General features: G+C 64.3%; 26 protein-coding genes. 15 read left to right on the forward strand and 11 right to left on the reverse strand.

The genetic code is table 11. The features are described from left to right. Window positions 1–2: 2 nt before the first annotated feature. A complete protein-coding gene (locus Q7C30_RS17960; protein ID WP_317872291.1) occupies window positions 3–1025 on the reverse strand; it encodes a LacI family DNA-binding transcriptional regulator in 1023 nt (340 codons plus the stop codon). Window positions 1026–1260: 235 nt separating this feature from the next. Here Q7C30_RS17960 and Q7C30_RS17965 point away from each other — a divergent pair, with 235 nt between their 5' ends. Continuing rightward, window positions 1261–2703 (forward strand): sensor domain-containing diguanylate cyclase, encoded by a 1443-nt coding sequence (locus Q7C30_RS17965; RefSeq protein WP_317872292.1) that lies wholly within the window; start codon window positions 1261–1263, stop codon window positions 2701–2703. Here Q7C30_RS17965 and Q7C30_RS17970 read toward each other — a convergent pair. Beyond that, window positions 2700–4832: a TonB-dependent siderophore receptor gene (locus Q7C30_RS17970; protein ID WP_317872293.1), complete on the reverse strand. Its 2133-nt coding sequence runs from the start codon at window positions 4830–4832 to the stop codon at window positions 2700–2702. The genes Q7C30_RS17965 and Q7C30_RS17970 overlap by 4 nt on opposite strands. Before the next feature lie 471 nt (window positions 4833–5303). Between Q7C30_RS17970 and Q7C30_RS17975 the strand changes: the two genes are divergently transcribed. Genes Q7C30_RS17975 through Q7C30_RS17995 form a run of 5 tightly spaced genes read left to right on the forward strand, consistent with a single transcriptional unit; the run spans window position 5304 to window position 11599 of the window. Next, on the forward strand, window positions 5304–6761 hold the full coding sequence (locus tag Q7C30_RS17975; RefSeq protein WP_039579134.1) for a serralysin family metalloprotease: 1458 nt from the start codon (window positions 5304–5306) through the stop codon (window positions 6759–6761). 55 nt (window positions 6762–6816) lie between these two features. Further along, on the forward strand, window positions 6817–7197 hold the full coding sequence (locus tag Q7C30_RS17980) for an AprI/Inh family metalloprotease inhibitor (RefSeq protein WP_052192099.1): 381 nt from the start codon (window positions 6817–6819) through the stop codon (window positions 7195–7197). Between the two features lie 34 nt (window positions 7198–7231). Beyond that, a complete protein-coding gene (locus Q7C30_RS17985) occupies window positions 7232–8953 on the forward strand; it encodes a type I secretion system permease/ATPase (protein WP_039579131.1) in 1722 nt (573 codons plus the stop codon). After that, window positions 8950–10242 (forward strand): HlyD family type I secretion periplasmic adaptor subunit, encoded by a 1293-nt coding sequence (locus Q7C30_RS17990; protein ID WP_317872294.1) that lies wholly within the window; start codon window positions 8950–8952, stop codon window positions 10240–10242. Before Q7C30_RS17985 ends, Q7C30_RS17990 begins: the two co-directional genes overlap by 4 nt. A 10-nt stretch (window positions 10243–10252) precedes the next feature. Continuing rightward, complete coding sequence (locus tag Q7C30_RS17995) at window positions 10253–11599, forward strand: TolC family outer membrane protein (RefSeq protein WP_317872295.1); 1347 nt, start codon at window positions 10253–10255, stop codon at window positions 11597–11599. 6 nt (window positions 11600–11605) lie between these two features. On the opposite strand, the gene Q7C30_RS18000 is transcribed toward Q7C30_RS17995, so the two are convergent. Together Q7C30_RS18000 and Q7C30_RS18005 are read right to left on the reverse strand one after the other, a co-directional pair. Then, on the reverse strand, window positions 11606–12088 hold the full coding sequence (locus Q7C30_RS18000) for a GreA/GreB family elongation factor (protein WP_317872296.1): 483 nt from the start codon (window positions 12086–12088) through the stop codon (window positions 11606–11608). Between the two features lie 2 nt (window positions 12089–12090). Further along, window positions 12091–12480 (reverse strand): hypothetical protein, encoded by a 390-nt coding sequence (locus tag Q7C30_RS18005; RefSeq protein WP_317872297.1) that lies wholly within the window; start codon window positions 12478–12480, stop codon window positions 12091–12093. Between the two features lie 187 nt (window positions 12481–12667). On the opposite strand from Q7C30_RS18005, the gene earP reads away from it, so the two are divergent. After that, entirely contained in the window at window positions 12668–13798 is a 1131-nt protein-coding gene (earP, locus tag Q7C30_RS18010) for an elongation factor P maturation arginine rhamnosyltransferase EarP (RefSeq protein WP_317872562.1), read from the forward strand. A 48-nt stretch (window positions 13799–13846) separates the two neighbouring features. Further along, complete coding sequence (gene efp, locus Q7C30_RS18015) at window positions 13847–14416, forward strand: elongation factor P (protein WP_029613941.1); 570 nt, start codon at window positions 13847–13849, stop codon at window positions 14414–14416. 70 nt (window positions 14417–14486) lie between these two features. On the opposite strand, the gene Q7C30_RS18020 is transcribed toward efp, so the two are convergent. The 3 genes from Q7C30_RS18020 to Q7C30_RS18030 all read right to left on the reverse strand — a co-directional run bounded on the left by Q7C30_RS18020 (window position 14487) and on the right by Q7C30_RS18030 (window position 16496). Continuing rightward, entirely contained in the window at window positions 14487–14915 is a 429-nt protein-coding gene (locus tag Q7C30_RS18020; RefSeq protein ID WP_295482534.1) for an organic hydroperoxide resistance protein, read from the reverse strand. A gap of 114 nt (window positions 14916–15029) precedes the next feature. Further along, window positions 15030–15485 carry a MarR family transcriptional regulator gene (locus Q7C30_RS18025; protein WP_029613943.1) on the reverse strand — a complete coding sequence of 152 codons (456 nt, stop codon included), beginning with the start codon at window positions 15483–15485 and terminating at the stop codon, window positions 15030–15032. Window positions 15486–15542: 57 nt separating this feature from the next. Next, window positions 15543–16496, reverse strand: a complete 954-nt coding sequence (locus Q7C30_RS18030) for a LysR family transcriptional regulator (protein ID WP_304483287.1) — start codon at window positions 16494–16496, stop codon at window positions 15543–15545. Between the two features lie 114 nt (window positions 16497–16610). Between Q7C30_RS18030 and Q7C30_RS18035 the strand changes: the two genes are divergently transcribed. Continuing rightward, window positions 16611–17360 carry a sulfite exporter TauE/SafE family protein gene (locus Q7C30_RS18035; protein WP_317872298.1) on the forward strand — a complete coding sequence of 250 codons (750 nt, stop codon included), beginning with the start codon at window positions 16611–16613 and terminating at the stop codon, window positions 17358–17360. Here Q7C30_RS18035 and Q7C30_RS18040 read toward each other — a convergent pair. The 4 genes from Q7C30_RS18040 to Q7C30_RS18055 form a co-directional block, all read right to left on the reverse strand. Beyond that, window positions 17357–18034: a response regulator transcription factor gene (locus Q7C30_RS18040; RefSeq protein WP_039579112.1), complete on the reverse strand. Its 678-nt coding sequence runs from the start codon at window positions 18032–18034 to the stop codon at window positions 17357–17359. The genes Q7C30_RS18035 and Q7C30_RS18040 overlap by 4 nt on opposite strands. A gap of 7 nt (window positions 18035–18041) precedes the next feature. Then, entirely contained in the window at window positions 18042–18419 is a 378-nt protein-coding gene (locus Q7C30_RS18045) for a translation initiation factor 2 (protein WP_295482522.1), read from the reverse strand. 115 nt (window positions 18420–18534) lie between these two features. Then, complete coding sequence (locus Q7C30_RS18050) at window positions 18535–18834, reverse strand: YciI family protein (RefSeq protein WP_317872299.1); 300 nt, start codon at window positions 18832–18834, stop codon at window positions 18535–18537. Window position 18835: 1 nt separating this feature from the next. Then, a complete protein-coding gene (locus Q7C30_RS18055; RefSeq protein ID WP_317872300.1) occupies window positions 18836–19432 on the reverse strand; it encodes a septation protein A in 597 nt (198 codons plus the stop codon). Window positions 19433–19499: 67 nt separating this feature from the next. Here Q7C30_RS18055 and Q7C30_RS18060 point away from each other — a divergent pair, with 67 nt between their 5' ends. The 6 genes from Q7C30_RS18060 to Q7C30_RS18085 all read left to right on the forward strand — a co-directional run bounded on the left by Q7C30_RS18060 (window position 19500) and on the right by Q7C30_RS18085 (window position 25931). Beyond that, entirely contained in the window at window positions 19500–20360 is an 861-nt protein-coding gene (locus tag Q7C30_RS18060; RefSeq protein WP_295482511.1) for a PHP domain-containing protein, read from the forward strand. A 13-nt stretch (window positions 20361–20373) separates the two neighbouring features. Next, window positions 20374–21003, forward strand: a complete 630-nt coding sequence (locus Q7C30_RS18065; protein WP_317872563.1) for an L-threonylcarbamoyladenylate synthase — start codon at window positions 20374–20376, stop codon at window positions 21001–21003. Window positions 21004–21128: 125 nt separating this feature from the next. Then, on the forward strand, window positions 21129–21827 hold the full coding sequence (locus Q7C30_RS18070; protein ID WP_162889593.1) for a ScpA family protein: 699 nt from the start codon (window positions 21129–21131) through the stop codon (window positions 21825–21827). A 16-nt stretch (window positions 21828–21843) separates the two neighbouring features. Then, window positions 21844–22608, forward strand: a complete 765-nt coding sequence (scpB, locus tag Q7C30_RS18075; RefSeq protein ID WP_317872301.1) for an SMC-Scp complex subunit ScpB — start codon at window positions 21844–21846, stop codon at window positions 22606–22608. Between the two features lie 168 nt (window positions 22609–22776). Further along, window positions 22777–23859 (forward strand): 23S rRNA pseudouridine(2605) synthase RluB, encoded by a 1083-nt coding sequence (gene rluB / locus Q7C30_RS18080; RefSeq protein ID WP_317872302.1) that lies wholly within the window; start codon window positions 22777–22779, stop codon window positions 23857–23859. A 650-nt stretch (window positions 23860–24509) separates the two neighbouring features. Beyond that, on the forward strand, window positions 24510–25931 hold the full coding sequence (locus Q7C30_RS18085; RefSeq protein ID WP_317872303.1) for an amino acid permease: 1422 nt from the start codon (window positions 24510–24512) through the stop codon (window positions 25929–25931). The last annotated feature ends 165 nt before the right edge of the window (window positions 25932–26096 follow it).

Here is a 26096-nt window from a genome sequence, read left to right on the forward strand (position 1 = left end):
CGTTACGTGGGGAGGGATGTGGAGCCGCGCACGATCAACTGCGCTTTGAAATCCAGACGCCGAGGCTGGGCTTCACTGCCGCGCAGGCGTTCGAGCAGGCACTCGAACGCGGCAGCGCCGATGCGTTCGGTGGGCTGGGCCAAGGCAGTGATGCCGGGACCGACCAGCGAGCACCAGTCCAGTTCGTCGATGGCGATCAGGCCCAAGTCGTTGCCCAGTCCCCGCCCAATAGCGTGAAGGGCGCGGGTCACAGCCAGCGTAGCGACACCATTGAAGGTGAGCAGGGCCTGGGGACCGTGATCGTCGTTGGCCAGACACTGCTCGAGTGTCTGCGGCAGATGGGCATCGAGACTGAGCACCCGCCCGCGCACGCTGGCCCGTCGTTGCACGGAGGCGGTAAAGGCCTGCACGCGCTCATGACGCGAACTGGTGCCGTCCAGCGGCTCGCCAATGGCAATGATGTCGCGGTAGCCCTGGGTCTGGAGGTGGTCCAGGGCCTGCTCGACGGCATCGGTGTTGTCCAGCCCGACCAGGTCGACCTGCAGATCCGCCAGTTGGCGATCCACCAGCACCATGGGCAGGCGACGGTGCAGGTCGAGCAGTTCGCCGGGCTGATGACCGAGGGTATTCACGATCAGGCCTTCGACGTTGTACGACTGCAGCGCTTGCAGGTGGTGACGTTCCTGCTCATCGTCACGGTTGGTGTTGCACAACACCAGGCTGTAGCCGTGCTGGCGGCAGGCCGTTTCCACGCCATGGATCACCGCGACGGAATAGGGGTTGAGAATGTCCGCGACCAGCATGCCGATCAGCCGCGTCTGTCCGCGCTTCAGGCCACGGGCCATCTGGTTGGGGCGGTAGCCCAACTGCTGGATCACGGCTTCCAGGCGTTGGGCAGTGGCTTCGGCCAGCAGCTGGCGGTCGCCGCCGATGTAGCGCGACACGGTGGCTTTGGACACACCGGCGGCTTTCGCCACTTCGCTGATGGTGACCCGGGGCCGGGTCAATGAAGATTGTGTGGTCATTGCGAGCCTTATTGGCGTTGTAATGGGCGAATGAAACCGGTTTCAATACAGCAAATGTTCAGACATCCGTCAATCTACCGTTGGTCAGGCAGCCATACCGGCGCGTGGTTACCTGCCGCTGCGACAGGTGATCGACCCGCCGAAGATGCATCAATCTGCCAGACTGTCTTTTGAAATAGCGTTGTTTTCCGACAGAATCGGTCGCAGCCCTGGGTCGCGAGTGGATTGCCTCATGATGAGCGTCGTTCGAGCCGGACGCTGGTTGCGCTGGAGTCTGCCGCTCCTGGCCTTCACCGGCTTCTTCCTGCTCGGCTGGATTCTGTTGCAGCGTTTCGACGAGGACGCTCGACGCCTCGAACAGGTGCGCACCGGCGAGGTGGCGACCACCTTTGCGGTGGCGGTGGAAAAAGTGCTCGAGCGAGCGCTGACCGCCAATCGCACGCTGGCGGTGATGGTCTATCAGGGTCATGGCCAAGTGCCGGATTTCCCCGCCCTCGCGCATTTTCTGCTGCCGCTGTACAAGGGCGCCTACGCGTTCTCACTGGCCCCCGAGGGCATCATCCGCCAGATCGAGCCGCTGGACCGCAACCTGATCGTGCGCGATCACGATCTGCTGGAGTTCTATGACCGCAAGCAGGTACTGGCTGCGCTGGACCCTGCGGCGCCGCGTCTTCAGTTCACCGGTCCCTTCACCCTGATCCAGGGACCGTTGGGCGCCATTGGCATGCTCCCGGTGTTTCTGCCGGATTCAAACGGAACACCACGCTTTTGGGGGTACACGGTGGTCACCCTGGTGCTGCCCGAAGCCCTGGAAGATGCCAACCTGCCAGCCATCGAAGCTCAAGGTTATGCCTACGCGCTGTCGGGCCTGGATGCCGAGACCGGCGAGCGTCGCGTGCTGCTGCGCTCGCCAGGTGATCTGGTCGACGGGCTGTGTCGCGATGTCAGGATCGGTACCACGGTATGGAATCTGTGTGTGGCGCCGCTGCACGCCACGGCCGCAGATGCCCGGCACTACTTCGAGTTCGGGCTGATCCTGCTGGGCAGCGGCTCGATCGCCTGGCTGATGCATGCCTTGCTGAGTCTGCGCCAGCGCCGCGCCGAACTGCTGCGCCAGGCACTGATCGATCCACTCACCGGGCTGGCCAACCGAAGGCTGATGCTACGGCGCCTGGAGCAGGCCGAGCAGCGCAGCCATCGGCAAGGCAAGCGCTTCGCCCTGGCGCTGCTGGACCTGGACGGTTTCAAGGGCGTCAACGACCGCTTCGGCCACGCTCAGGGTGATCGGGTGCTGATCACGGTTGCCCAACGTTTGCTGGGCAAGGTGCGCGGTTCCGACACGTTGGCGCGGCTGGGGGGCGATGAGTTCGTGCTGATCATGGAGGACCTGTCCGGGCGCCCTGAATGCCGCATGATCCTCGATCGGGTGATCGCTGCCGTGCGCGAGCCGATTGCCTTGGAAGGTGGCAGCGCTCAAGTGCGCGCCAGCGTCGGCGTGATCCTCTGCGAAGACGCCAGCGACACCGACACCGACAGCGACAGCCTGCTCAGGGCGGCGGATGCCGCGATGTACCACGCCAAGCACCTGGGCAAGGACCGCTATGTGTTCGCCGACGAGTTCGAAGCGCCCGTGCAGGACAGCGCTTGGGGGAGCTGTCCACGTCCGCATGCACCCTAGAAGCTGACCGACGCCGACAGCCTGGCGGTACGCGGCGCGCCCTGGAACAGGTAGTCATCGCCCAGGTAATCGCCGACGTCGCGCCAGTAGCGTTTGTCGAACAGGTTATCGACGCTCAAGCGCACGACCGTGTCGTAGTCGCCGATACGGGTGCGATAACGGCTACCCACATCGAATACGGTGTAGCCGCCCACGGCCACGTTACCCGCCTGACTGGCGTACTTGCTGGCGCTGTAGCGAGCGCCGCCGAGCAGCGCCAGGCCGGGCAGCGGCAAGCTGTATTCGGCCTGCAACGCAGCGCGAAGGCGTGGCACGTTGATCGCCTGGTGACCCTCGTAGGCGTCGGTGCCTGTGTCGTTCACCCGCGCCCGGATGGCCGCCGCACTGGCATGCAGTTGCAGGTTGGCGGTGGCCCAACCGCTGGCCCCCAGCTCCAGGCCGGTGTTCTTTTGCTGCCCCTGCTGCACGTAGAGCGGCGCGGCGCCGTCTCCGGGCTTGGCGTACTGGTAGGCCTGACGGATCTGGAACAGCGCTGCGCTCAGGCTCACGCCCTGCCAGTCACGCTTGATACCCACCTCCAACTGGCGTGACAGGGTCGGCGCGAGGATCTCGGCGGCGTTGCTGGCGAACCAAGGCGCGGTGCCGCCGGCTGACAGGCCCTTGGACCAGCTGGCGTAGAGGGTGGTGTCGGCCTGCGGTTTGTAGATCAGCGCGACGTTGGGCAACAACTGGTACTGCCGGGTGTGGCGGCCAGGCGTGCCGGTCTCGTCCCAGGTCTTCTCGTCCAGGCGTACTTCGCGCGCGCCGAGCACCGTCTGCCAATGTTCGTCGAAGCGGATGCGGTCGCTGAAGAACAGGCCGTACTGGCGGCTGTCCAGGCGGCGTTCGCTGTGACCCACCGGCTTGTCCGACGGGGCGAGGGCGGGGGCGTCGGTATCGATGTTGCCGGTGCCCAGCCACTCGTTGTAGTAAGGGCGCTGATCCACGGTGCGTCGCTGCGCGCTGCTGCCCAGGGTCAGCTCGTGGTCGAGGCCCAGGGCCTGGAAGTGTCCATCCAGGGTGGCCTGCAGGGCGTCCACACGCCGGGTGTCGTCGGGGCTGCGGTAGTCGTAGATGCCGTAATCACCGTTGCGGGCGAACACGGCGCCGGCGTCCGAGCCCCAGGCGAAGGCGCTGTAGTCGTCGATCACCACCTGGCTGCGCGACGCGCTCAACGCACCGCTCCAGGTGTCGCTGAAGCGGTATTCGAAGCGACCGCCCAGGTTCAGCGAATCGTTCTGCACCGGATTTGCCCACGACTGATAGGCCAGGCGATCCCGCGGGTTGACGCCGTGCGGCACCTCGCTACCCCCCAGCAACTGGTAACCCGGTACCGAGCGCTGTTCACGGTGCTGGTATTCAGCATCCAGTTGCAGCGTGGCATTGGCGTTGATCTGCCAGTCGAAGGCCAACGAGGCGAAGTCGCGCCTGCCGTCGGCGTGGTCGACGTAGCTGCGCAGGTCTTCGTGGGCCAGGTTGGCGCGCAGACCGAACTGCTTCTGCTCACCGAACCAGCCGCCCAGGTCGGTGGCCAGGTAGCGCTCGCCTTGGTCGTTGGTCGAGACGGTGACGCTGCGTACGTCCTCGGCGCGCTTGGTGACGTAGTTGATCAGCCCGCCGGGTTCGGAGACGCCGCTCTGCAGCCCCGACAGACCCTTGAGCAGTTCGACCTGCTGCTTGTTCTCCAGCGCCACGTTCTGCTCGCCGGCGATGGTCTGGCCATTGATTCGGTAGCTGTTGGCCGCGTCGAGGCTGAAGCCGCGCACGTTGAAGTTCTCGTAGTAGCCGATGGGCGCATAGCTCTCGCCGACCGAGGCATCGCTTTGCAGCACTTGGCTGAGCAGACGTACTTGGCGATCGTCGAGCAGTTGGCGGCTGAACACGCTGACCGAGGCGGGAGTGTCGAGCAGTGGGGCCGCTTGCCAGCCGCCAACCTGCGCTTGGTCGGCCTGGTAGCCGGCGTCCGTCGCCCGTTCGCTGATCTGCACCGGTGCCAGGTTGACCGGTTCTGCGCCATGGCCAGGGCAGGCGTGCAGCGCAACCCCCAGGCCCAACAGGCCGAAGGGCAGACGAGAACGAAGCGGGGTCATGCGAGGCTCCTTGGAAGCGGGCAGGGCGGGGAGGGCAAAAAGGGCGATATGGTAGCAGGGCGGCTCGATGTCGGGTGGCCGAGCCTGAACCGGTCGGAGCCGGCGACGGACAGCGCGCCTTTGAATTCAAACGAATAGCGATAGCGCTGTTTTACCGATGCGCCACACGCATTGTAATTCATGTCGCTTTTTCATAATAAAACTTCCCCGACGCGCATAATGAACGGCCAGTCATTATTTGAATAAGCCGTTCTGCACTGCCCTAATCATTCGCGACTGTTTGCGCAAATAACCCAGAACTTCGACGTGGTTGGCAATTCGTATAACGCACACCAAAAAAAGACTGGACAGTAAGTTTCAGGGTGTGTCAGTTTTTTTACGCCTCATAAGGGCGAGTGACAGGATGCTCTCGCCAATGCTTGAGCGTTCCTGTCGAACTTCAATCATTTCCGCAAACAAGGAAGTGTCTGCATGTCGAATGTCAATGCTAAGGCCCTGTACGCTGCCGCCTCGGCGCTGCAGCCCAACGGTCCCAGTTCCGCTTTCGGGCTGATCAACGGCTTCGCCCACCAGTACGATCGCGGGGGTGCGAAGATCAATGGCAAACCGTCGTTCACCGTCGACCAGGCAGCGACCCAGCTGCTGCGTGACGGCGCGTCCTGGAAGGACCTGAACAAGGACGGCACCATCAGCCTCACCTACACCTTCCTGAGCAAAGCGCCGTCTGACTTCGTCAGCCGCGGCCTGGGCACCTTCAGTCAGTTCAACACCCAGCAGAAGGCTCAGGCCAAGCTCGCCATGCAGTCCTGGGCGGACGTGGCCAAGGTCACCTTCACCGAGTCGGCCTCAGGTGGCGACGGTCACATGACCTTCGGCAACTACAGCGCCAACGACGGCGGCGCGGCCTTCGCCTACCTGCCGTTCGACGGCGCCGGGTCGCACAAGGGTGAGTCGTGGTACCTGGTCAACAACGGCTACCAGGTCAACATCAGCCCGGACACCGGCAACTACGGTCGCCAGACCTTGACCCACGAGATCGGCCACACCCTGGGCCTGTCCCATCCCGGCGACTACAACGCCGGCCAGGGCAACCCGAGCTACCGTGACGCCTCGTACGCCCAGGACACCCGCGGCTACAGCGTGATGAGCTACTGGAGCGAGAGCAACACCGCGCAGAACTTCGTCAAAGGCGGTGGCCAGTACTATGCCTCGGCGCCTTTGATCGACGATATCGCGGCGATCCAGAAGCTCTACGGCGCCAACTACGCCACCCGCTCGGGCGACACCGTGTACGGGTTCAACTCCACGGCCGATCGCGATTTCTACTCGGCCACCTCGGCTTCGTCCAAGCTGGTGTTCACCGTGTGGGACGGTGGCGGCAACGATACCCTGGACTTCTCCGGGTTCACCCAGAACCAGAAGATCAACCTCAACGAAGCCTCGTTCTCCGACGTGGGGGGGATGGTCGGCAACGTCTCGATCGCCAAGGGCGTGACCGTGGAAAACGCCATAGGCGGTTCGGGCAACGACCTGCTGATCGGCAACGCGGTGGCCAACGTGCTCAAGGGCGGTGCCGGCAACGACATCATCTACGGCGGCGGCGGGGCGGACGTGCTCTGGGGCGGTAGCGGCGCAGACACCTTCGTCTATGGCGCAGTCAGCGATTCCACGGCCAAGGCGCCGGACCGGATCATGGATTTCGCCAGCGGTCAGGACAAGATCGACCTGTCGGCCATCCCGGCCTTCGCCCAGAGCAAGTTGCCACTGGCCTTCGTCAACAGCTTCAGCGGCCATGCCGGCGAAGCGGTGCTCAGCTATGACCAGGCCACCAACCTGGGCAGCCTGGCCATCGACTTCACCGGCAACAGCCAGGTTGATTTCCTGGTGACTACCGTGGGTCAGGCGGTCGCCACGGACATCGTGGTCTGACCTGACGGGGCGGCCCGTGCAGGCTGCGGGTCGCCCTCGCCACGGAGGTGGACGAATGCGAGCAGTCAACCCCATGATCGCGCTAGGCGCGATCGCCCTGATATCGATGACCGAGGTAGGTATGGCGAGCAGCCTGCTACTCCCCAGCGCGGCGCAACTGGCCGGGCGCTGGCAGCTTTATCCGCAACCACGTCCAGCCGAGGGCTGCGCCCTGCGCCTGGAGGCCGAGCAAGGCACCCTGGACGGCGACCTGGCCTGCGCCCAGGCCCTGCTGGGTCTGCGCCCCGGCAGTTGGTTGGTGACGCCCGACACGCTGGCCCTGGTGGGGGCCGATGGCAGCACCGTAGTGCATTTCAGCCGCCAACAGGTAGACCGCTATACCGGCACTGTGCCGGGCGGTGAGGTGTTGGTACTGGAGCGTCTGGATAATAACTAACCAGGCCAAGTTGCAACGGTAATAAGGGCGAAACATGAAACTTCCGAGCCATCAGCCCGGTGCACTTCTGTGGGCGGCACTTGCCGAATTCAAATCGACCTTGATCAGTGTTGGCTGTTTTACCGCCTTGATCAACGTTCTCATGCTGGTGCCGTCGATCTATATGTTGCAAGTGTACGACCGTGTACTGACTTCGCAGAATCCCACGACGTTATGGATGTTGACCCTGATGGTCGTGGGCTTCTTCTTTTATATGGGCGTGCTGGAGGCAGTGCGCAGTTTCATCGTGATTCGAGTGGGTTATCGGTTGGAACAGCGGTTCAACTTGACCCTCTATCGCGCCGCCTTCGAGCGTAACTTGCGCCAGGGTGACGGGGCGGCGGGGCAAGCCCTGACCGACATGACCCAGGTGCGCCAGTTCGTCACCGGTCCGGCGTTGTTCGCCTTCTTCGATGCGCCCTGGTTTCCGGTGTACCTGGCCGTGATCTTCCTGTTCAACGTCTGGCTGGGCGTGCTCGCCAGTGCCGGCGCCTTGTTGCTGGTGCTGCTGGCGGTGCTCAACGAGCGCTTGACTCAACGCCCCCTGGCCGAGGCCAGCGGCTTGCAGCAGCAGTCCAGCAGCCTGGCCGCCAGCCAGTTGCTCAACGCCGAGAGCATCCAGGCCATGGGCATGCTCGGCGTCCTGCGCCAACGCTGGTTCGCCCTGCACAGCCGTTTTCTCACGCTGCAGAACCAGGCCAGCGACACCTCTGCGGTGATCACTGCGACCAGCAAGGCCCTACGCCTGTGCTTGCAGTCGTTGGTGCTGGGACTCGGTGCCTTGCTGGTGATCGAAGGGCAGATGACGCCCGGCATGATGATCGCCGGCTCGATCCTGATGGGACGGGTGCTGGCGCCGATCGACCAGCTCATCGCTGTGTGGAAGCAATGGAGCGGTGCGCAGTTGGCCTACCGGCGTCTGGATGCGCTGCTGCGCGAGCACCCCGAACCGCCGGCACCGATGCCACTGCCCACGCCGCTTGGGCAATTGACGGTGGAGCAGGTCAGCGCTGGACCGCCCGGTCGCCAGCAGGCCACGCTGCAGCAGGTCAGCTTTGCGCTGGCGCCGGGTGAGGTGTTGGGTGTGCTGGGCGCTTCGGGCTCGGGCAAGTCGACGTTGGCGCGTTTGCTGGTGGGTGTCTGGCAGCCATTGGCCGGTCATGTTCGCCTGGACGGCGCCGAGCTGCGCCAGTGGGATCGGGAGGCGCTCGGCCCGCACATTGGCTATTTGCCCCAGAGTATCGAACTGCTGCGCGGCAGCATCGCCGAGAACATTGCCCGCTTCGGCGAGCTCGACGGCCTCAAGGTGGTGGAGGCCGCGCGCCTGGCGGGGGTCCATGAATTGATCCTGCGCCTGCCGCACGGCTACGACACCCGCTTGGGCGAAGGCGGCGCCGACCTCTCCGGTGGCCAGAAGCAGCGCATCGCGCTGGCGCGGGCGCTGTACGGCCATCCGTGCCTGGTGGTGCTCGACGAGCCTAATTCCAACCTGGACAGCCTCGGCGAGGCGGCATTGGCCAATGCCTTGGTCCAGCTCAAGGCGCTGGGGCGCAGCGTGGTACTGGTGACCCATCGCAGCGCGGCGCTGGGCCAGGCCGACAAGCTGCTGGTGATGAACGAGGGGCGGATGCAGGTGTTTGGCCCAGCACGTGAGGTGCTCCAGGCCTTGGGCCAGGGCGCGGTGCATCGTCCGCTGCAGGCCGGAGGTGGCGCATGAGCCGTTCGATGCGCGATTCAGGTTTTTATGTACGCCTGGGCTGGCTGCTGACCCTGCTCGGCTTTGGCGGGTTCATGCTCTGGGCCAGCCTGGCGCCGCTCGATCAGGGCGTGACGGTGCCTGGCACCGTGGTGGTGTCCGGCAAGCGCAAGGCGGTGCAGTCGATGGCGGCGGGCGTGGTCAGTCGCATCCTGGTCAGCGAAGGGCAGGCGGTGCGCCAAGGCGAGCCGCTGCTGCGTCTGGACCGGACCCAGGTGCAGGCCGATGTCGAGGCCTTGCAGGCCCAGTACCGCATGGCCCAGGCCAGCCTGGCGCGGTGGCGCGGCGAGCGTGACAATGCGCAGCAGGTGCACTTTCCGGTCGAACTGAACGAGGCATCCGACCCGCAGTTGGGACTGGTGCTCGAAGGGCAGCGTCAACTGTTCGAGAGCCGTCGCCAGGCCCTGGCCCGCGAGCAAGGCGCATTGTCGGCGAGCGTCGAGGGCTCGCGGGCGCAGTTGGCCGGTATGCGCCGGGCGCGCGGCGACTTGCAGGCTCAGGCCGACTCCTTGCGCGAGCAGCTCGACAACCTGAGGCCATTGGCTGGCGAGGGCTATATCCCGCGCAATCGGGTGCTGGAGTACCAGCGCCAGTTGTCCCAGGTCCAGCGCGACCTGGCGCAGAATGCCGGCGACAGCGCCCGTCTCGAACAAGGCATCGTCGAAGCCCAGCTCAACCTGCAACAGCGCCGCGAGGAGTACCAGAAGGAGGTGCGCAGCCAGTTGGCCGATGCGCAGGTACGCGCTGCGACGCTGGAGCAGCAACTGAATTCGGCACGTTTCGAACTGCGCCACAGCGAGATCCTGGCGCCGGCCGACGGCATCGCCATCAACCTGGGCGTGCACACCGAAGGCGCGGTAGTGCGGGCGGGCGAGACCCTGCTGGAAATCGTGCCCCAGGGCACGGCCCTGGAAGTGGAGGGGCGTCTGCCGGTGAACCTGGTGGACAAAGTGGCGCCGCAGTTGCCGGTGGACATTCTGTTCACCGCCTTCAACCAGAACCGCACGCCGCGGGTCACCGGCGAAGTGGCGCTGATCTCGGCCGACCAGTTGCTGGACGAGCGCAGCGGCCAACCCTACTACGTGCTGCGCAGCACCGTGAGCGAAGAGGCGTTGACGCGTCTGCAGGGGCTGTCGATCCGCCCCGGCATGCCGGCGGAGCTGTTCGTGCGCACCGGCGAGCGCTCGCTGCTCAACTACCTGTTCAAGCCCCTGCTCGATCGAGCGGGCAGCGCCTTGAGCGAACCTTGAGGACGCTGTGATGAAGTCTTTTGCCACCGGCCTGCTGGCGGCCTGCACACTGTTGCCGGCCTTGGTCCAGGCCGCCATGGGGCCGTTCCAGGTCTACGAGCAGGCGCTGCGCCGAGACCCGACCTACCTGGCGGCCTTCAAGGCCCGCGAGGCGGGCCAGGAATACCGTGCGATCGGTCGCGCGGGTCTGCTGCCGAACCTGTCCTACAGCTACAACAAAGGCCGCAACGATTCGAAGGCCAGCTACCTGGGTGACGCGCGGCGCACCAGCGAAGATCGGCGCTACGACAGCTACGGCTCGACCTTCATTCTGCAGCAGCCGCTGTTCGACTACGAAGCGTACGCCGCTTATCGCAAAGGCGTGGCCCAGGCCCTGTTCGCCGACGAGAGTTTCCGTGACCAGAGCCAGCAGTTGCTGGTGCGGGTCATGACCAGCTATACCCAGGCGCTGTATGCCCGTGATCAGATCGCCATCAGCGTGGCCAGCAAGCAGGCCTACCGCCAGCAGTTCCAGCAGAACCAGCGGTTGTACCAGGCAGGCGAGGGCACGCGCACCGACATCCTCGAGGCCCAGGCACGTTTCGAGCTGGCCGATGCCGAGGAAATCCAGGCCCGCAACGACGAAGACGCCGCCCTGCGCGAACTCGGTGCGTTGATCGGCGAACCGGCGGTGCACATCGACGATCTGGCGCCGCTGCGCAGCGGCTTCGCCTTGCCGGTGATGGCGCCCACAGGCTTCGAGGCCTGGCAGTCGCTGGCGCTGGAGGGCAACCCCGTGCTCGGCTCGCAGCGCCATGCGCTGGACGTGGCCCGCTACGAAGTCGAGCGCAACCGGGCCGGGCACCTGCCCAAGGTCAACGCCTTCGCCACCTCGCGGCGCCAGGAGTCGGACAGCGGCAACACCTACAACCAGCGTTATGACACCAACACGGTGGGTATCGAAATCAGCCTGCCGCTGTTCGCTGGCGGTGCCGTGAGTGCGTCCACCCGCCAAGCCAGCCGACACCTGGAGCAGGCCGAGTACGAACTCGATGGCAATACCCGTAGCACCCTGATCGAACTGCGTCGGCAGTACAACGCCTGCGCCTCTGGCGCCAGCCGCTTGCGCGCCTACGAACGGGCCCTGCAGGCCGCCGAGGCGTTGGTGGCCTCGACGCGCAAGAGCGTGCAGGGCGGGGAGCGGGTCAACCTGGATGTGCTCAATGCCGAGCAGCAGTTGTCCACCACTCGACGCGATCTGGCCCGGGCGCGTTACGACTACCTGCTGGCGTGGATCAAGCTGCACTATCAGGCCGGCACGCTGAGCGAGGCGCAGTTGGCTCGGGTGGACGAGGCCTTCGTGGCCAGCGGCGGGTAGGGCGGCTCAGTCGACCTCGACCACGCACTGCACCTGCGCGGTGCCGGCGAGCGTCAGGGTGACTTCGTCGTCGAGTCGCTTGCCGAGCAGCTGCAGGCCCAACGGCGAGCGCGGGGTGATCACGGTGACCTGTGCATCGCCTTCGCCGATCTTCAGGCCTGCACCCTCAGGTCCGAGGAACAGGCACTGGCGAGTGCCCTGCTCATCCTCGAGGGTGACCCTATTGCTCACCTGGATACCTCGCCCGGGGTCGTAGTCGCGCAGCAGCAGTTGCTGATAGCTCACCAGCGCCTGGCGAATCTCGGCCGTGCGCCGCGCTTGTCCGGTGGCGAGGTAGGAGGCTTCGAGGCCGAGCGTGTCGTACTTGTTCTCGGCGATGTTTTCTTCGGCCGTCGCGGTTTCGTAGGCCGTCTGGGCGGCGCGACGCAGCACCTCGCTGTCGTGCTCGAGGCGTTCGATGATGTGGGCGAGCAGGCAGGCCTTGTCCATGATCAGTTGCAGAACTCCATCACTTTGGCCTGGCTGTTGGCGGTGGGGGCGTTGCGGTTCTGCTGCAACCAGAACTGGCATTTGGGGTTGGCCAGATGGCGCGGATCGGCCTCGATGGCCTGGCGTGCCTGCTGCTCCTGCAGCACCTGCTGGTAACGCTCGAACATCGCCTGCTGAGCGTCTTGTTGCGCGGGCGCTGGTGGGGTTGGCCCTGGCGTAACGCGCGCCGGCGCCACGGCGCGTGCCAACGGCTCGACCTGCTCCGGCCAGAGATGCCAGACCAGCCCTACGCTCAAGCCAACGGCCACCGCCCCAAGCCATAGGCCCAAGGCGATGCTCAGGACCAACTGCACAGGGCTAAGCGTGATCTTCACTGCGCGAGGACGATTCATCGTGGCTTCCTGGAAAAGAGAATGACCCCTCGATTGTCGCACGACCCCGCATCGGCACCCACACTCGACACCAGAAAACCCGGTGAGGACTGCGCCCACAAGCAACGCTTTCCCCCTCGGCCCTTTGCCGCCAGAATACCCGGCCCCCAATCCGCCGCTATCGAGAATGACCATGCAGCACGCGCCCTTGCCGCCCACCTGGGACATCTTCTGCACGGTCATCGACAACTACGGTGATATTGGCGTGACCTGGCGCCTGGCCCGGCAACTGGCCAATGAGCACTCACTGCACGTGCGCCTGTGGGTCGACGATCTCACCGCCTTCACTCGCCTGTGCCCAAGCGCCGACCCGCAAGCCTCGCAGCAGTGGCAACAGGGTGTCGACGTGCGTCATTGGGCAAGCGACTGGCCCGCGTGCGCCACTGCCGAGGTGGTCATCGGCGCCTTCGGCTGCCGCCTTCCTGGCCCCTACCTCGACGCGCTGGCGGCACGTGCAACGCCCGCGTTATGGCTGAATCTGGAATACCTCAGCGCCGAAGACTGGGTCGAAGGCTGCCATGGCTTGCCTTCGCCACAGCCCAATGGTCTGCGCACCGTGTTTTTCTTCCCCGGCTTCACGGCCAAGACCGGTGGCCTGCTGCGAGAACGCGATCTCGTCCAGCGCTGCCTGGCCTGGCAGACCGACGACACCGCGCGGCAGGCATTTCTGGCCCGGTTGAACGTGCATCCAGCGCCCTCGGCACGGCTGATCTCGTTGTTCGCCTACGAGAACCCGCAGTTGGCCAACTGGCTGGACGCGTTGATCGAAGATGTCCAGCCCACGCACTTGCTGGTGCCAGAGGGACGAATTCTCGCCGACCTCAATGCCTGGTTCGGCGAAGCCTTGGCCGTGGGGGATGTACGCCGTCGCGGTGGCTTGACCCTTCAGGTACTGCCGTTCGTCAGCCAGCAAGACTACGACCAGTTGCTCTGGTGCTGCGATTTCAACGCCGTGCGCGGTGAGGATTCCTTCGTGCGCGCCCAGTGGGCCGGGCAGCCGTGGCTGTGGCACATCTATATCCAGGAGGAGAACGCCCACTGGGAAAAGCTCGAAGCCTTCTTGAAGATCTACCGCCAGGGCCTGTCGGACGAAGCGGCGCAGGCGCTGCTGGCGGTGTGGCGGGCGTGGAACATGGACCGCGACATGGCCCAGGCCTGGCGCGCGTTGCAGCCCCACTGGCCGACACTCCAGGCGCACGCCCGGCAGTGGCGCAGCGCACAGGCCGCTCGACCGGACCTTGCTACAGCGCTGGTACAGTTTTATCGAAATTGGCTATGATACGCGGCCTCGATTTTTATAAATCCATCCAGATTCGGATACTGCGTAATGAAAACTGGTAAAGAACTGAAACCCGGCACCGTCCTGCGGATCGACAACGACCCGTGGCTGGTCCAGAAAGCGGAATTCACCAAGTCGGGCCGTAACAGCGCGATCATGAAGACCAAGCTGAAGAACCTGCTGACCGGCTACAAGACCGAGACCGTCTACTTCGCCGACGACAAGCTGGACGACGTGATCCTGGATCGCAAAGAAGCGACCCTGTCGTTCATCAATGGTGATGAATACACCTTCATGGACACCACCGACTACACCATGTACGAGCTGAACGCCGAAGACATCGACGCCGTTCTGCCGTACATCGAAGAAGGCATGGAAGACATCTGCGAAGCCGTCTTCTTCGAAGGCCGTCTGGTGTCGGTCGAACTGCCGACCACCATCAGCCGTAAGGTCGTCTACACCGAGAACGCTGCCCGTGGCGACACCTCCGGCAAGGTCATGAAGCCTGCCAAGCTGGCCAACGGCACCGAGATCCAAGTCGCCGACTTCATCGAAATCGACGAGTGGATCGATATCGATACCCGCGACAACAGCTTCAAAGGCCGCACCAAGAAGTAAGACTTCTGGTGAGCCAATAAAAAACCCGGCGTTTGCCGGGTTTTTTGTGTCCGTCAGCAAGGCGGCTGATTCAGACCGTCACGTGCAGGCGCACATCCACGTTGCCACGGGTGGCGTTGGAATAAGGACAGACCTGATGGGCCTTCTCGACCAGCGCCTCGGCGTCCGCCTGGGTCAGGCCGGGGAGGGCGATGTGCAGGTCGATGTCCAGCCCGAAACCACCGGGGATCTGACCGATACCGACCTTGGCGGTGATCGCCGTGTCGGCGGGCAATGCTTGCTTGGCCTGGCCGGCGACGAACTTAAGCGCACCGATGAAACAGGCCGAGTAACCCGCAGCGAACAACTGCTCGGGATTGCTGCCTTCCCCGCCTGCGCCGCCCAGCTCCTTGGGGGTGCTGAGCTTGACCTCGAGCTTGCCATCGCTGGAGCGGGATTGGCCGTCACGGCCGCCGGTGGAAGTCGCTTGTGCAATGTACAACGCAGTGACCTTGTGCATCTTGAGCCTCGCTTGCGTGATGAGCGCCGGAGCGCAATGGGGTGTGGCGTTAAATTTAGTACGCAATTATTTTGCGCGCAATATGATTTTTAGGCCATTCGTCCGGTTGCTCGCTCACAGGCTCTTTTGCAGGCTCTCGCGCAATTCCAGTAATTCAGCCTGCAATTTCTGCAGGCGCTGCACTGTGCGCCCGGAGGCTTCCAGGATGCACTGCGGCACCTTGCGCGCTTCCTCGCGCAGATTCCGTCCCTTGTCGGTCAGTTCCACCAGCACCACACGCTCATCTTCACGGCTGCGGGTGCGGTTGAGCAGCCCTTCGCTCTCCAGGCGCTTGAGCAAAGGGGTCAACGAACCGGGATCGGTCAGCAGGCGATGGCTGATTTCACCTACGGTGAGCCCGTCCTGCTCCCACAACACGAGCATGGCCAGGTACTGCGGGTAGGTCAGACCCAAGGCTTGCAGCAGAGGCTTGTAGACCTTGGTCATCAGCAACGAGGTGGAATGCAGGGCGAAACACACCTGATTGTTCAGCAGCAGCTCGTCGCACGGGGCGTTGGTGTCGGCGTTCATGCAAGTCCTTGAATGAGTTCGGTTAAGAATCTAGCACGCTGATCGTTAGTGCGCTCACTAACTGCGCAGTCCACTGCGCAGTGCCAGGTCCCAAGGCGGTACCGGGCTGAAGCGGCTCTTGAGGAATTCGAGCAACAAGCGGCTGCGAGAGTTCGTTTCATGTTCGAGCCGCAATGCATAGATGCCGGTGGTTTCCGGTTCTGGCAGGCCGTTTTCGCAAAACAGCGGCTGCAATTCGCCGCGCAGCAGGTACTCGCTGACCAGCCAAGTGGGCAGATGAGCGATGCCAAGGCCGGCCAGGGCGCCGAACAGCAGGGTCTCGGCATTGTTCGCGGTCATGCGCAGGCGGGCAGGGCGATACAGCCGCTGTTGGCCATTCACGGTGAAGCGCCAGGCAAAAGGGGGGGCCAGGCCGTCCCAGTCCAGGCCATCGTGCTGCGGCAGTTCACTGGGGCAGCCGGGTACGCCGCGGCTGGCCAAATAGGCAGGACTGGCGCAGGCGATGCGCACCATCTTGGCCAGAGGGGTCGCCACCAAACGGGTGTCGGCCAGCGTGCCGGCGCGCAGGACCAGATCGACTTCGCCCAGATGCCCACCGTGCATGTCGACGAAGCTGTCGATCAAGCGCAGTTGCACGTCCAGGCCGGGATAGGCCACCAGAAAGTCGGCAATGGCCGGCGCCAGGTGACGACGGCCAAAGGCGGCGGGTGCGTCCATGCGGATCAGCCCTTCGGGCGCGCTGCTCAACGACACCGCCTCGGCCCGCGCCAGGCGCAGTTCCTCGATGATGCGTCGGGCACGTTCGGCGAACGCGTTGCCCGCCGGGGTCGGGCGCACGGCGTGGGTACTGCGCACGAACAGGCGGCTGCCCAGGGCGTTCTCCAGCGCGTCGATGCGCCGGGCAACGGCCGAGGGGGTCAGCGGATGGCGGCGCGCGGCGGCGGAGAAACTGCCGGTGTGCAACACGTCGAGGAACAGGCTTAGCTGTTCGGTGAGGATATCGGGGCTCATGACAGGTCCTTGCTTGTGCGTGATACGCATAGCCATTGTGCGCTGCTGTGCGTTTCCCTGCCAGGCACGACTGCGTAGCATGCGGGCATCGAGAACGTGGCGCATGAGGGACTGATGATCGAGTGGTTGATGTATGTGCTGTTGGGGACGGTGCTGGGCACCGTTGGCGGGTTGTTCGGGATCGGTGGCGGCCTGATCGCCATTCCCGCCCTGGGTGTGCTGTTCGGCCTCGATCAACAATTGGCTCAAGGGACCGCGTTGGTGATGGTAGTGCCGAACGTGCTGCTGGCGCTGTGGCGCTATCATCAGCGTAACCGTATCGAGCTGCGACACGCCGTGCCCTTGGCGCTGTGCAGCTTTGTGTTCGCCTGGCTGGGCTCGATCTGGGCGGTGGGGCTCGATGCGCACGCGATGCGTCTGGGCTTCGTGGCGTTTCTGGTGGCCTTGGCCGTGTGGAACGTGGCGCGCATGTTCATGAAGGTGGCGCCACCGAGCAGCCAGTTACGTTATCCCTGGCCGTGGCTCGGTGTGCTGGGCTGTTTTGCCGGCAGCATGGGCGGGCTGTTCGGGGTCGGCGGGGCCGTGGTGGCCACGCCCGTGTTGACCAGTGTGTTCGGCGCCTCGCAGGTGGTGGCCCAGGGCTTGTCGCTGGCACTGGCGGCGCCCAGTACCCTGGTGACCTTGGTCACCTACGGTGTGCATGGCAGCGTCGACTGGCGCATGGGCGCTGGCTTGGCCATCGGCGGGCTGCTGAGCATCAGCTGGGGCGTGCGGCTGGCCCATGCGCTGCCTGAGAAGGTGCTGCGCACGCTGTTCTGCGTGTTCTTGATCCTGTGCGCGGTGATGCTGGGGCTGGAGCTCTAGAGGCTGTAGTAATAACCCCGGCTGCGCAGGGCAACGATGCGCGGCCGGCCATCGGCATGGGGGCCGATTTTCTTGCGCAGGTTGCTGACGTGCATGTCCAGGCTGCGGTCGTACAGCGTGAGTTTGCGGCCCAGGGCGAGCTGCGCCAGGGCCTGTTTGTCCAGCGGCTCGCCGGGCTGGCGCAGCAGGGCTTCGAGGATACGGCTCTCCGACAGGGTCAGGCTCATCTCGCGCTGATCGATGCTGACCACGCCGCGCACCGGGCTGAAGATCAGGTCACCGATCTCGACCTGGGTACTGGGCGCAGCTGGATGACTGCGGCGCAGTACCGCACGCAGGCGGGCGGTGAGCTCGCGTGGATCACACGGCTTGGCCAGGTAATCGTCGGCGCCCAGCTCCAGGCCGAGAATGCGATCCAGCGGTTCGCCACGGGCCGAGAGCATCAACACGGGCAGTTCGGCGTGCTCGCTGCGCAGTTGCTTGAGCAACTCCAAGCCGCTGCCGTCGGGCAGCATCACATCCAGCACCACGGCCGCCGGCGCCTGGGCGGCCAAGGCCTGGCGCGCACTTTCGCCATCGTGGCAGGCGCGGACCGCAAAACCTTCCTGAGTCAGCCAACTGCCGAGCAGCTCGCACAACTCCTGGTCATCATCAATCAGTAACAGCTCGCTCATGACTCACTCAATTCAACCATTGCCGACGTCTTCTGTGTCCGCCGCTGGCTAAGATACCGCACACAGCCGACAACAGTGCAACGCCCGAGCCGATCACGAACCACTGTTGCTGTTCGGTGAGCAGGTGCAGCGGGCCGCTGGCCTGCTGTTTCTGCACGGCTGCCTGCAAACGCTGGTTCTCCTCACGCAGGCGTTCGAGCTGGGTGCTGTCGGTTCCCTGGAGTTGTCGGCTCAGCACCGCGCGCTGCTGCTCGCTGGCTTGCAGGCGCTGCTGCAGTTCGCTGACACGTGCATCGGTATCCGTCGAGTGCGGTTGCTCGGCGAGCGCGAGGGGGGAGGACGACAGCAGGCAGCACAGCAGCACGAACAACGGACCTTGGCGCATCGGAACTCCTGATTCTCTGATTCGATTCAGGAGGTTGTCGGCAGGTGGCCGCGATAGATGAATGTTCAGCAAAAGGCCTGTGCGCCGCAGGGCGTGCGTACAGGCCTGGGGCCGGTCAGGGCAGGACTTGCTTGAACGGCTTGACCACCACCTGCGCGTAGACGCCGGCCGCCACGTAAGGGTCGGCATTCGCCCAGGCCTGGGCTGCGGTCAGCGAGTCGAACTCGGCGACGATCAGGCTGCCGCTGAAGCCTGCCGCCCCGGGATCGCTGCTGTCGACGGCCGGATGCGGGCCGGCCAGCACCACGCGGCCTTCGGCCTTGAGCTGCTGCAGCCGCTCGATGTGCGCGGGGCGTGCGGCCAGGCGCCGTTCCAGGGAATTTTCGACGTCGCTGGCGATGATGGCGTAGAGCATGTCAGTCCTTGGGTTTGGAAGGGGAGGTGTCGGCGTCGTGCAAATGGCGCGACAGGTAAACGCCCTGGGCGATGAGGAAGACCACGGTCATGCCGAGGCTGCCGAAGACTTTGAAGTCGACCCAGAAGTCCTGGAAGGTGAAGGCGACGAACAGGTTGGCCGCACCGCAGATCAGGAAGAATGCGATCCAGGCCAGGTTCAGGCGGGTCCAGATGGCGTCCGGCAGGGTCACGGCGTGGCCCATGATGCGCTTGATCAGGACCCGATCGCCGATGAAATGGCTGCCGGCGAAGGCCAGGGCGAACAGCCAGTTGACCACCGGTGCCTTCCATTTGAGGAAGGTTTCGCTGTGGAAGGCCAGGGTCAGGCCGCCGAACACCAGGCAGGCGACCAGGGTCAGCAATTGGCTCTTTTCCAGCCGGCGCTGGCGCAGGAATACGGCGCCATAGACCACCACGGAGCTGACGATGAGCATCGCCGTGGCGCTGTAGATACCGCCGAACTCGAAGGGGTGGCCGGCGAATTCCAGCGGTCGCGGGTCCATCTTGTAGACGATGAAGAACAGCAGCAGCGGGATGAAATCGATGAATTGTTTCACAGTGGCAGCCAGAAGCGGGATGTGACGGCATAATAACAAACATCGATTCCGGCGAAAGCGCTCCTCCATGAATGTTGATCTGCACTGTCACAGCACGGCCTCCGACGGCGCCTTGTCGCCCACGGCACTGGTCGCGCGCGCCCATGAACACGGGGTGCGCACGCTGGCGTTGACCGATCACGATACCCTCGAAGGCTTGTCGGAGGCGCGTGCCGCCTGCCTGGAGCGGGGCCTGCAGTGGGTCAGCGGTGTCGAACTGTCGTGCACCTGGGGCGGGGCCACCATTCATGTGCTGGGTTACGATTTTGCGCTCGATGCGCCGCCTCTGCTCGAGGCCATCGAACAACTGCATCGCGGTCGCTGGATGCGCGCCGAGGACATCGCCCGACGCCTGGCGGCCAAGGGTATGCCCGATGCCCTCGACGGGGCCCGGGCGGTGCAACAGGCGTTGGGCGACAGCCAGAATGCGCCGGCGCGCCCGCATTTTGCCGAATTCCTGGTCCGTGCCGGCTACGTCAAGGACCGCGGCGAGGCTTTTCGCAAGTGGCTGGGCGCCGGCAAACTGGGCGACGTCAAGTTGCACTGGCCGACGCTCGAGGAAACTGTCGCGACCCTTCGTCAGTCAAACGCTTGGGTCAGCCTGGCCCACCCCATGCACTACGAGCTCACCCGCAGCAAGCGCAGGCGCCTGATCGCCGACTATATTCAAGCGGGAGGGCAGGCACTGGAAGTGGTCAATGGGATGATGCCGCCCGAACAGGTGGGCACGATGTCCATTCTGACCCGTGAGTTCGGCCTGCTGGCAAGCGCCGGCAGTGATTTCCACGGCCCCGGCACCTGGGGCGAGATCGGTGCCTACCGGCCCCTGCCCGAGGACCTGCCACCTCTGTGGCGCCGATTCCATCATGAACAGCCTATGGCGGTATGAACAGGACGACGAAGTGAGCCAATTCTTCCAGATTCACCCGGAGAATCCGCAGGCGCGGCTGATTCGTCAGGCCGTGGAGATCATTCGCAAAGGCGGGGTGGTGGTCTATCCGACCGACTCGGCTTATGCCCTGGGTTGTCAGATTGGCGACAAGGCGGCGATCGAGCGCGTGCGGCGTCTGCGAGGCTTGGACAAGACCCACAACTTCACGCTGATGTGCTGCGACATGTCGCAGTTGGGGCTGTATGCCAAGGTCGACACCGGCACCTTCCGCCTGCTCAAGGCCCATGTGCCCGGCCCCTACACGTTCATTCTCAACGGCACCCGCGAGGTGCCGCGTTTGCTACTGCATGAAAAACGCCGCACCATCGGTCTGCGTGTGCCGAACCATGCGATTACCCTGGCGCTGCTGGCCGAGCTTGGCGAGCCCCTGATGAGCGTCAGCCTGATCCTGCCGGGCGACGACGAACCGATGACCGATCCCTACGAAATCCGTGAGCGCCTGGAGCACCACGTCGACCTGGTGATCGACGGTGGATTCGGCGATCTCAAGGCATCCACCATCATCGATCTGTCCGGCGACGCGCCGCAGCTGATCCGTGAAGGGTGTGGCGACCCGTCGCCGTTCCTGGTTGACGCGTGAGCCAGGCCGACGCCCCCGAGGCCCTGACGCACGAACCTGAAACGCCGCAGCAATTGCAGTTGGCGCTGGTCTATGGCGAAGCCCTGACCGAGCTGCCCATCGACCTGTATATTCCACCGGACGCGCTGGAGGTGTTTCTCGAAGCCTTCGAAGGCCCGCTGGACCTGCTGCTGTACCTGATCCGCAAGCAGAACATCGACATCCTCGACATCCCGGTGGCCGAGATCACCCGGCAGTACATGGGCTACGTCGAGTTGATGAAGTCCGTACGCCTGGAACTGGCGGCGGAGTACCTGGTGATGGCCGCCATGCTCGCCGAGATCAAGTCGCGCATGCTGCTGCCGCGCTCCAGCGAAGTCGAGGAAGAAGAGGGCGATCCGCGCGCCGAGCTGATCCGTCGCCTGCAGGAGTACGAGCGCTTCAAGGCTGCCGCCGAGGACATCGACGGCCTGCCGCGCATTGGCCGCGAGGTGCTGGTGCCGCAATTGGAGGCGCCCCAGGCCAAGGTGCGCAAGCTGCTGCCGGAGGTGGCGCTGGAGGAGATCCTGCTGTCCATGGCCGAGGTCATGCGCCGCAACGACCTGTTCGAAAGCCACCAGATCACCCGCGAGACGCTCTCTACCCGCGAGCGCATGAGTCAGGTGCTGGAACGCTTGAAGGGCGGCGGCTTCGTACCCTTCGTCGAGCTGTTCGAGGCCGAGGAAGGCAAGCTTGGGGTGGTGGTCACCTTCATGGCGATTCTCGAGCTGGTGAAGGAATCGCTGATCGAACTGGTGCAGAATGAGCCGTTCACCCCGATCCATGTCCGAGTCCGCGCCGAGTAACGGTCAAACTACCCCGATGAACCTCAATGAACCCCGCGACCTGGCGTCGCTGATCGAAGCTTTTCTGTTGGCCAGCGGCAAGCCGCAGTCGCTTGAGCGCCTCTACGAGCTGTTCGAGGAGGCCGAGCGGCCGGCGCCGGCCGTGTTCAAGAAGGCGCTGGCAGCCTTGGAGAAATCCTGCGCCGGCCGCGCCTTCGAGCTCAAGGAAGTGGCCAGCGGCTATCGTCTGCAGATCCGCGAAACCTACGCGCCGTGGGTCGGCCGGCTATGGGAAGAGCGCCCGCAGCGTTACTCCCGCGCGCTGCTGGAGACCCTGGCGCTGATCGCCTACCGTCAACCCATCACCCGCGGGGAGATCGAGGACGTGCGGGGCGTGGCGGTCAACAGCAATATCGTCAAAACGCTGATGGAGCGCGAGTGGATCCGCATCGTCGGCTATCGCGAAGTGCCGGGCCGTCCAGCGATGTTCGCCACTACCAAGGCGTTCCTCGATCACTTCAATCTGCGTAGCCTGGACGAGCTGCCGCCGCTGGCCGAACTGCGGGAAATGGAGCCGCAGGTGCTGGCTGACGACCCGGACGAGGCCCCGGTGCCTGCGCATCTGCAGGCGCTGGCCGACGCCAGCCTCGCCGATGAGGCCCAGGAGGGTGAGCCGAAGGAGCAGACCAGCTTCCGCAGCTTGTTGGTGGAGCTCGACGCGATGGAGGAGGGGCTCAAGACCGATTTCGATGATTTGCGCCAGGCCGATGATGCGGTCGAGGCGCCGGAGGACAAGGTCTGAGGGCCTGGTACGGGCTGCGCCCATGATCAGGTCGACGCGTTACCTACCGTTGGGAAAAAAACACCTGCACCCCGATGCATCGCTTGCGTCAACCACGTACAATGCGCGCCCCCTTGGCGCATCCGTCGCCGAATCGCTTTCATACACCGTACACCGGGAGGTGCCCAGATGAGCGACAAAGACCTGCAAGAAACCCAACCCACCCCGCCGTCCGGCGAAAAGCTGCAAAAGGTGCTGGCGCGCATTGGCGTGGGTTCGCGCCGTGACGTCGAAGCCTGGATCAGCCAGGGCCGCATCAAGGTCAACGGCGTCGCTGCCACACTTGGCCAGCGCGTCGACCTGCACGATGCCATCGCCGTCGATGGCAAGCTGATCAAGCGCGAGGAAGCCGCCGAGGCGACCCGCCGCGTCATCATGTACAACAAGCCCGACGGCGAGATCTGCACCCGTGACGACCCCGAAGGTCGTCCCACCGTGTTCGATCGCCTGCCGCGTCCCAAGGAAGGCCGTTGGATCAACATCGGTCGCCTGGACATCAACACCACCGGCCTGCTGCTGTTCACCACTGATGGCGAGTTGGCCAACCGCCTCATGCACCCCTCCTACGAGATGGACCGCGAATACGCGGTGCGCGTGCGGGGCGAGGTCGATGACGAGATGATCGACCGCCTCAAGGCCGGTGTGATGCTCGAAGACGGCCCGGCCAAGTTCACCGACATCCAGAAGGCGCCCGGTGGTGAAGGGTTCAACCACTGGTATCACTGCGTGGTGATGGAAGGTCGCAACCGTGAAGTGCGCCGGTTGTGGGAATCCCAGGGCATGGTGGTCAGCCGCCTCAAGCGTGTGCGCTTCGGCCCGGTATTCCTCAACTCCGACCTGCCGATGGGCCGCTGGCGTGAAATGAGCCAGGGCGAGATCGATATCCTGGCAGCCGAAGTCGGGCTGCAGCCGGTGGCGCTGCCGACCCTCAACCTCAAGGCCAAGGACAAGCTCGAGCGTCTGCAGCGCAAGTCCACCCGTCCGCTGGGCCGTGGCGAGCGCGTGCGCAACCTGCGTCCTGCCCAGGAGGCGGGCGAGCGCCAGCCGCGCGAGGCGGCTGAGCGTCCGGCACGTCCAGGACGCGAAGAGGCCCCCCGCAAGGGCAATCGCGGCAGTGCCGTCGCCGAGCGCCCAAGCGAGATGCGTAAGCGTGCGACCAAGCCCGGCGCTGACAAGCCGGCCGGCCGTGGGCGCGGCAAGCCACGCGGCTGATCGATTTGCGCCGTGCATGAGCCAGCCTTCGGGCTGGCTTTTTTGCATCTGCGCGAAGAGCTGGAAGGCTATTGCAAGTCCTTGAGCAAAAAGTCTTTTTCCAGCCTGTGGAAGATCTGGTTTCCACCTTGTAAAGAAAAGTGTACGAACGCTTCGCGCAGGCCTTGAAGCAAACGCCGCAACGGCGCCACCTGTAAAGCCAGCGTTCCGTCTCGGGGTGCGTTGGCACGTTTCTGTCTGCACCACGGGCCTTGTCTGACGCGTGCATTCTCACCGATAGTCCAGCCAGCCCCGTGCACCGCGCAGCCACGACGCTGCGCCCGACAACAATAAATGGAGGCGCCATGTACGCCGATCATCCCGCCCCAGGCGGCCTCTCCCTCAGGACCGCTGCGTTTTGCCCCGAGCAAACCACGCAACGCGTTGATGCCTGCGCGCTCGCAGGGGTATACAATGCGCCGCGTTTTACCTGTGACCCCCTCGCGTACCACGCATTCTCGCCGACACCCGGCTGATCTGCCCCAGGCCCAGCGCCCGGCGCGGCGCCAGGGTCCGAGAACCCAAGGTAACCACCTTGCTTCATTCCGCTGTGCCACGAGCGCTGCGGGTCCGATTCCGTCACAGATAAAAACAAGCAGGTGACTTCGTTCATGAGTGGACAACATTCGCAGCCGTCAGGCGAACTCAAGCGCGGCCTGAAGAACCGCCACATCCAGTTGATCGCCCTGGGCGGCGCCATCGGCACCGGGTTGTTCCTGGGCTCGGCCGGGGTGATGAAATCCGCCGGCCCGTCGATGATTCTCGGTTATGCCATCTGCGGCTTCATCGCCTTCATGATCATGCGCCAACTCGGCGAGATGATCGTCGAGGAGCCGGTGGCAGGCTCATTCAGCCATTTCGCCCACAAGTACTGGGGCGGTTTCGCCGGCTTTCTGTCGGGCTGGAACTGCTGGGTGCTGTATATCCTCGTGGGTATGTCGGAACTGTCGGCGGTCGGCAAGTATGTCCACTACTGGTGGCCGGAGATCCCCACCTGGGTCACGGCGGCGGGTTTCTTCGTGCTGATCAACGCCATCAACCTGATGAACGTCAAGGTGTTCGGCGAGGCTGAGTTCTGGTTCGCGATCATCAAGGTGGTGGCCATCGTCGGCATGATCGCTTTGGGCGCCTACCTGCTCACCAGCGGCAGCGGCGGTCCGGAGGCTTCGGTGAGCAACCTGTGGAGCCACGGCGGTTTCTTCCCCAATGGCGTCAGCGGATTGGTGATGGCATTGGCGATCATCATGTTCTCCTTCGGCGGCCTGGAAATGCTCGGTTTCACCGCTGCCGAAGCCGACAAGCCGAAGACGGTGATTCCCAAGGCGATCAACCAGGTCATCTACCGCATCCTGATCTTCTACATCGGCGCGCTGGTGATCCTGCTGTCGCTGACACCGTGGAACAGCCTGGTGGCGAGCATCGACGCGTCCGGCGGCAGTTATGGCAGCAGTCCGTTCGTGCAGGTGTTCTCCCTGCTGGGCAGCGACGTGGCGGCGCACCTGCTCAACTTCGTGGTGCTCACTGCCGCATTGTCGGTCTACAACAGTGGCACCTACTGCAATGCGCGCATGCTCTACGGCATGGCCGAGCAGGGCGACGCGCCGGCGGCCCTGGCGAAAATCGACCGTCGTGGCGTTCCCGTCCGGGCGATCCTGGCTTCGGCGGCCTTTACCCTGATTGCCGTGCTGCTCAACTATTTCATGCCGCAACAGGCCCTGGAGTTGCTGATGTCGCTGGTCGTGGCGGCACTGGTGATCAACTGGGCGATGATCAGCTACTCGCACCTCAAGTTCCGTCAGCACCTGGACCGCACGGGCCAGAAACCGCTGTTCAAGGCGCTGTGGTATCCGTATGGTAACTACCTGTGTCTGGCTTTCGTGGTGCTGATCCTGGGCATCATGCTGCAGATTCCGGGGATCCAGATTTCGGTCTACGCGATTCCGGTGTGGTTGCTGGTGATGTACGTGTTCCATATGATCAAGAGCAAGCGCATGGCGCAGGCGGGCGAGGCGACGCGCAGCGTGGCCGAGTGAAGCGCGGTTGATGCCATCAAACCCGGTGCCAGGTAACGGGTACCGGGTTTTTTGTTGTCTGGGCGAAAGCTAGGCTCTGTTTGAAAAGCTTTGAGACGAAGGTCAGGCAAGGCGAAAACCGCCGAGGAAGCGGAGTTTACGGGTTGTAAATGAGCATTCCGAGGC

It is taken from the genome of Pseudomonas sp. RAC1 (genome assembly GCF_030658255.1).
In the GTDB taxonomy this organism is placed as follows: Bacteria; Pseudomonadota; Gammaproteobacteria; order Pseudomonadales; family Pseudomonadaceae; genus Aquipseudomonas; species Aquipseudomonas boreofloridensis.

Excerpts from the sequence above, each read along its gene's own strand:
- Q7C30_RS17960 (WP_317872291.1), bottom strand. The coding sequence starts at position 1,025 with ATGACCACACAATCTTCATTGACCCGGCCCCGGGTCACCATCAGCGAA.
- Q7C30_RS17965 (WP_317872292.1), top strand. The coding sequence starts at position 1,261 with ATGAGCGTCGTTCGAGCCGGACGCTGGTTGCGCTGGAGTCTGCCGCTC.
- Q7C30_RS17970 (WP_317872293.1), bottom strand. The coding sequence starts at position 4,832 with ATGACCCCGCTTCGTTCTCGTCTGCCCTTCGGCCTGTTGGGCCTGGGG.
- Q7C30_RS17975 (WP_039579134.1), top strand. The coding sequence starts at position 5,304 with ATGTCGAATGTCAATGCTAAGGCCCTGTACGCTGCCGCCTCGGCGCTG.
- Q7C30_RS17980 (WP_052192099.1), top strand. The coding sequence starts at position 6,817 with ATGCGAGCAGTCAACCCCATGATCGCGCTAGGCGCGATCGCCCTGATA.
- Q7C30_RS17985 (WP_039579131.1), top strand. The coding sequence starts at position 7,232 with ATGAAACTTCCGAGCCATCAGCCCGGTGCACTTCTGTGGGCGGCACTT.
- Q7C30_RS17990 (WP_317872294.1), top strand. The coding sequence starts at position 8,950 with ATGAGCCGTTCGATGCGCGATTCAGGTTTTTATGTACGCCTGGGCTGG.
- Q7C30_RS17995 (WP_317872295.1), top strand. The coding sequence starts at position 10,253 with ATGAAGTCTTTTGCCACCGGCCTGCTGGCGGCCTGCACACTGTTGCCG.
- Q7C30_RS18000 (WP_317872296.1), bottom strand. The coding sequence starts at position 12,088 with ATGGACAAGGCCTGCCTGCTCGCCCACATCATCGAACGCCTCGAGCAC.
- Q7C30_RS18005 (WP_317872297.1), bottom strand. The coding sequence starts at position 12,480 with ATGAATCGTCCTCGCGCAGTGAAGATCACGCTTAGCCCTGTGCAGTTG.
- efp (WP_029613941.1), top strand. The coding sequence starts at position 13,847 with ATGAAAACTGGTAAAGAACTGAAACCCGGCACCGTCCTGCGGATCGAC.
- Q7C30_RS18020 (WP_295482534.1), bottom strand. The coding sequence starts at position 14,915 with ATGCACAAGGTCACTGCGTTGTACATTGCACAAGCGACTTCCACCGGC.
- Q7C30_RS18025 (WP_029613943.1), bottom strand. The coding sequence starts at position 15,485 with ATGAACGCCGACACCAACGCCCCGTGCGACGAGCTGCTGCTGAACAAT.
- Q7C30_RS18030 (WP_304483287.1), bottom strand. The coding sequence starts at position 16,496 with ATGAGCCCCGATATCCTCACCGAACAGCTAAGCCTGTTCCTCGACGTG.
- Q7C30_RS18035 (WP_317872298.1), top strand. The coding sequence starts at position 16,611 with ATGATCGAGTGGTTGATGTATGTGCTGTTGGGGACGGTGCTGGGCACC.
- Q7C30_RS18040 (WP_039579112.1), bottom strand. The coding sequence starts at position 18,034 with ATGAGCGAGCTGTTACTGATTGATGATGACCAGGAGTTGTGCGAGCTG.
- Q7C30_RS18045 (WP_295482522.1), bottom strand. The coding sequence starts at position 18,419 with ATGCGCCAAGGTCCGTTGTTCGTGCTGCTGTGCTGCCTGCTGTCGTCC.
- Q7C30_RS18050 (WP_317872299.1), bottom strand. The coding sequence starts at position 18,834 with ATGCTCTACGCCATCATCGCCAGCGACGTCGAAAATTCCCTGGAACGG.
- Q7C30_RS18060 (WP_295482511.1), top strand. The coding sequence starts at position 19,500 with ATGAATGTTGATCTGCACTGTCACAGCACGGCCTCCGACGGCGCCTTG.
- scpB (WP_317872301.1), top strand. The coding sequence starts at position 21,844 with ATGAACCTCAATGAACCCCGCGACCTGGCGTCGCTGATCGAAGCTTTT.
- rluB (WP_317872302.1), top strand. The coding sequence starts at position 22,777 with ATGAGCGACAAAGACCTGCAAGAAACCCAACCCACCCCGCCGTCCGGC.
- Q7C30_RS18085 (WP_317872303.1), top strand. The coding sequence starts at position 24,510 with ATGAGTGGACAACATTCGCAGCCGTCAGGCGAACTCAAGCGCGGCCTG.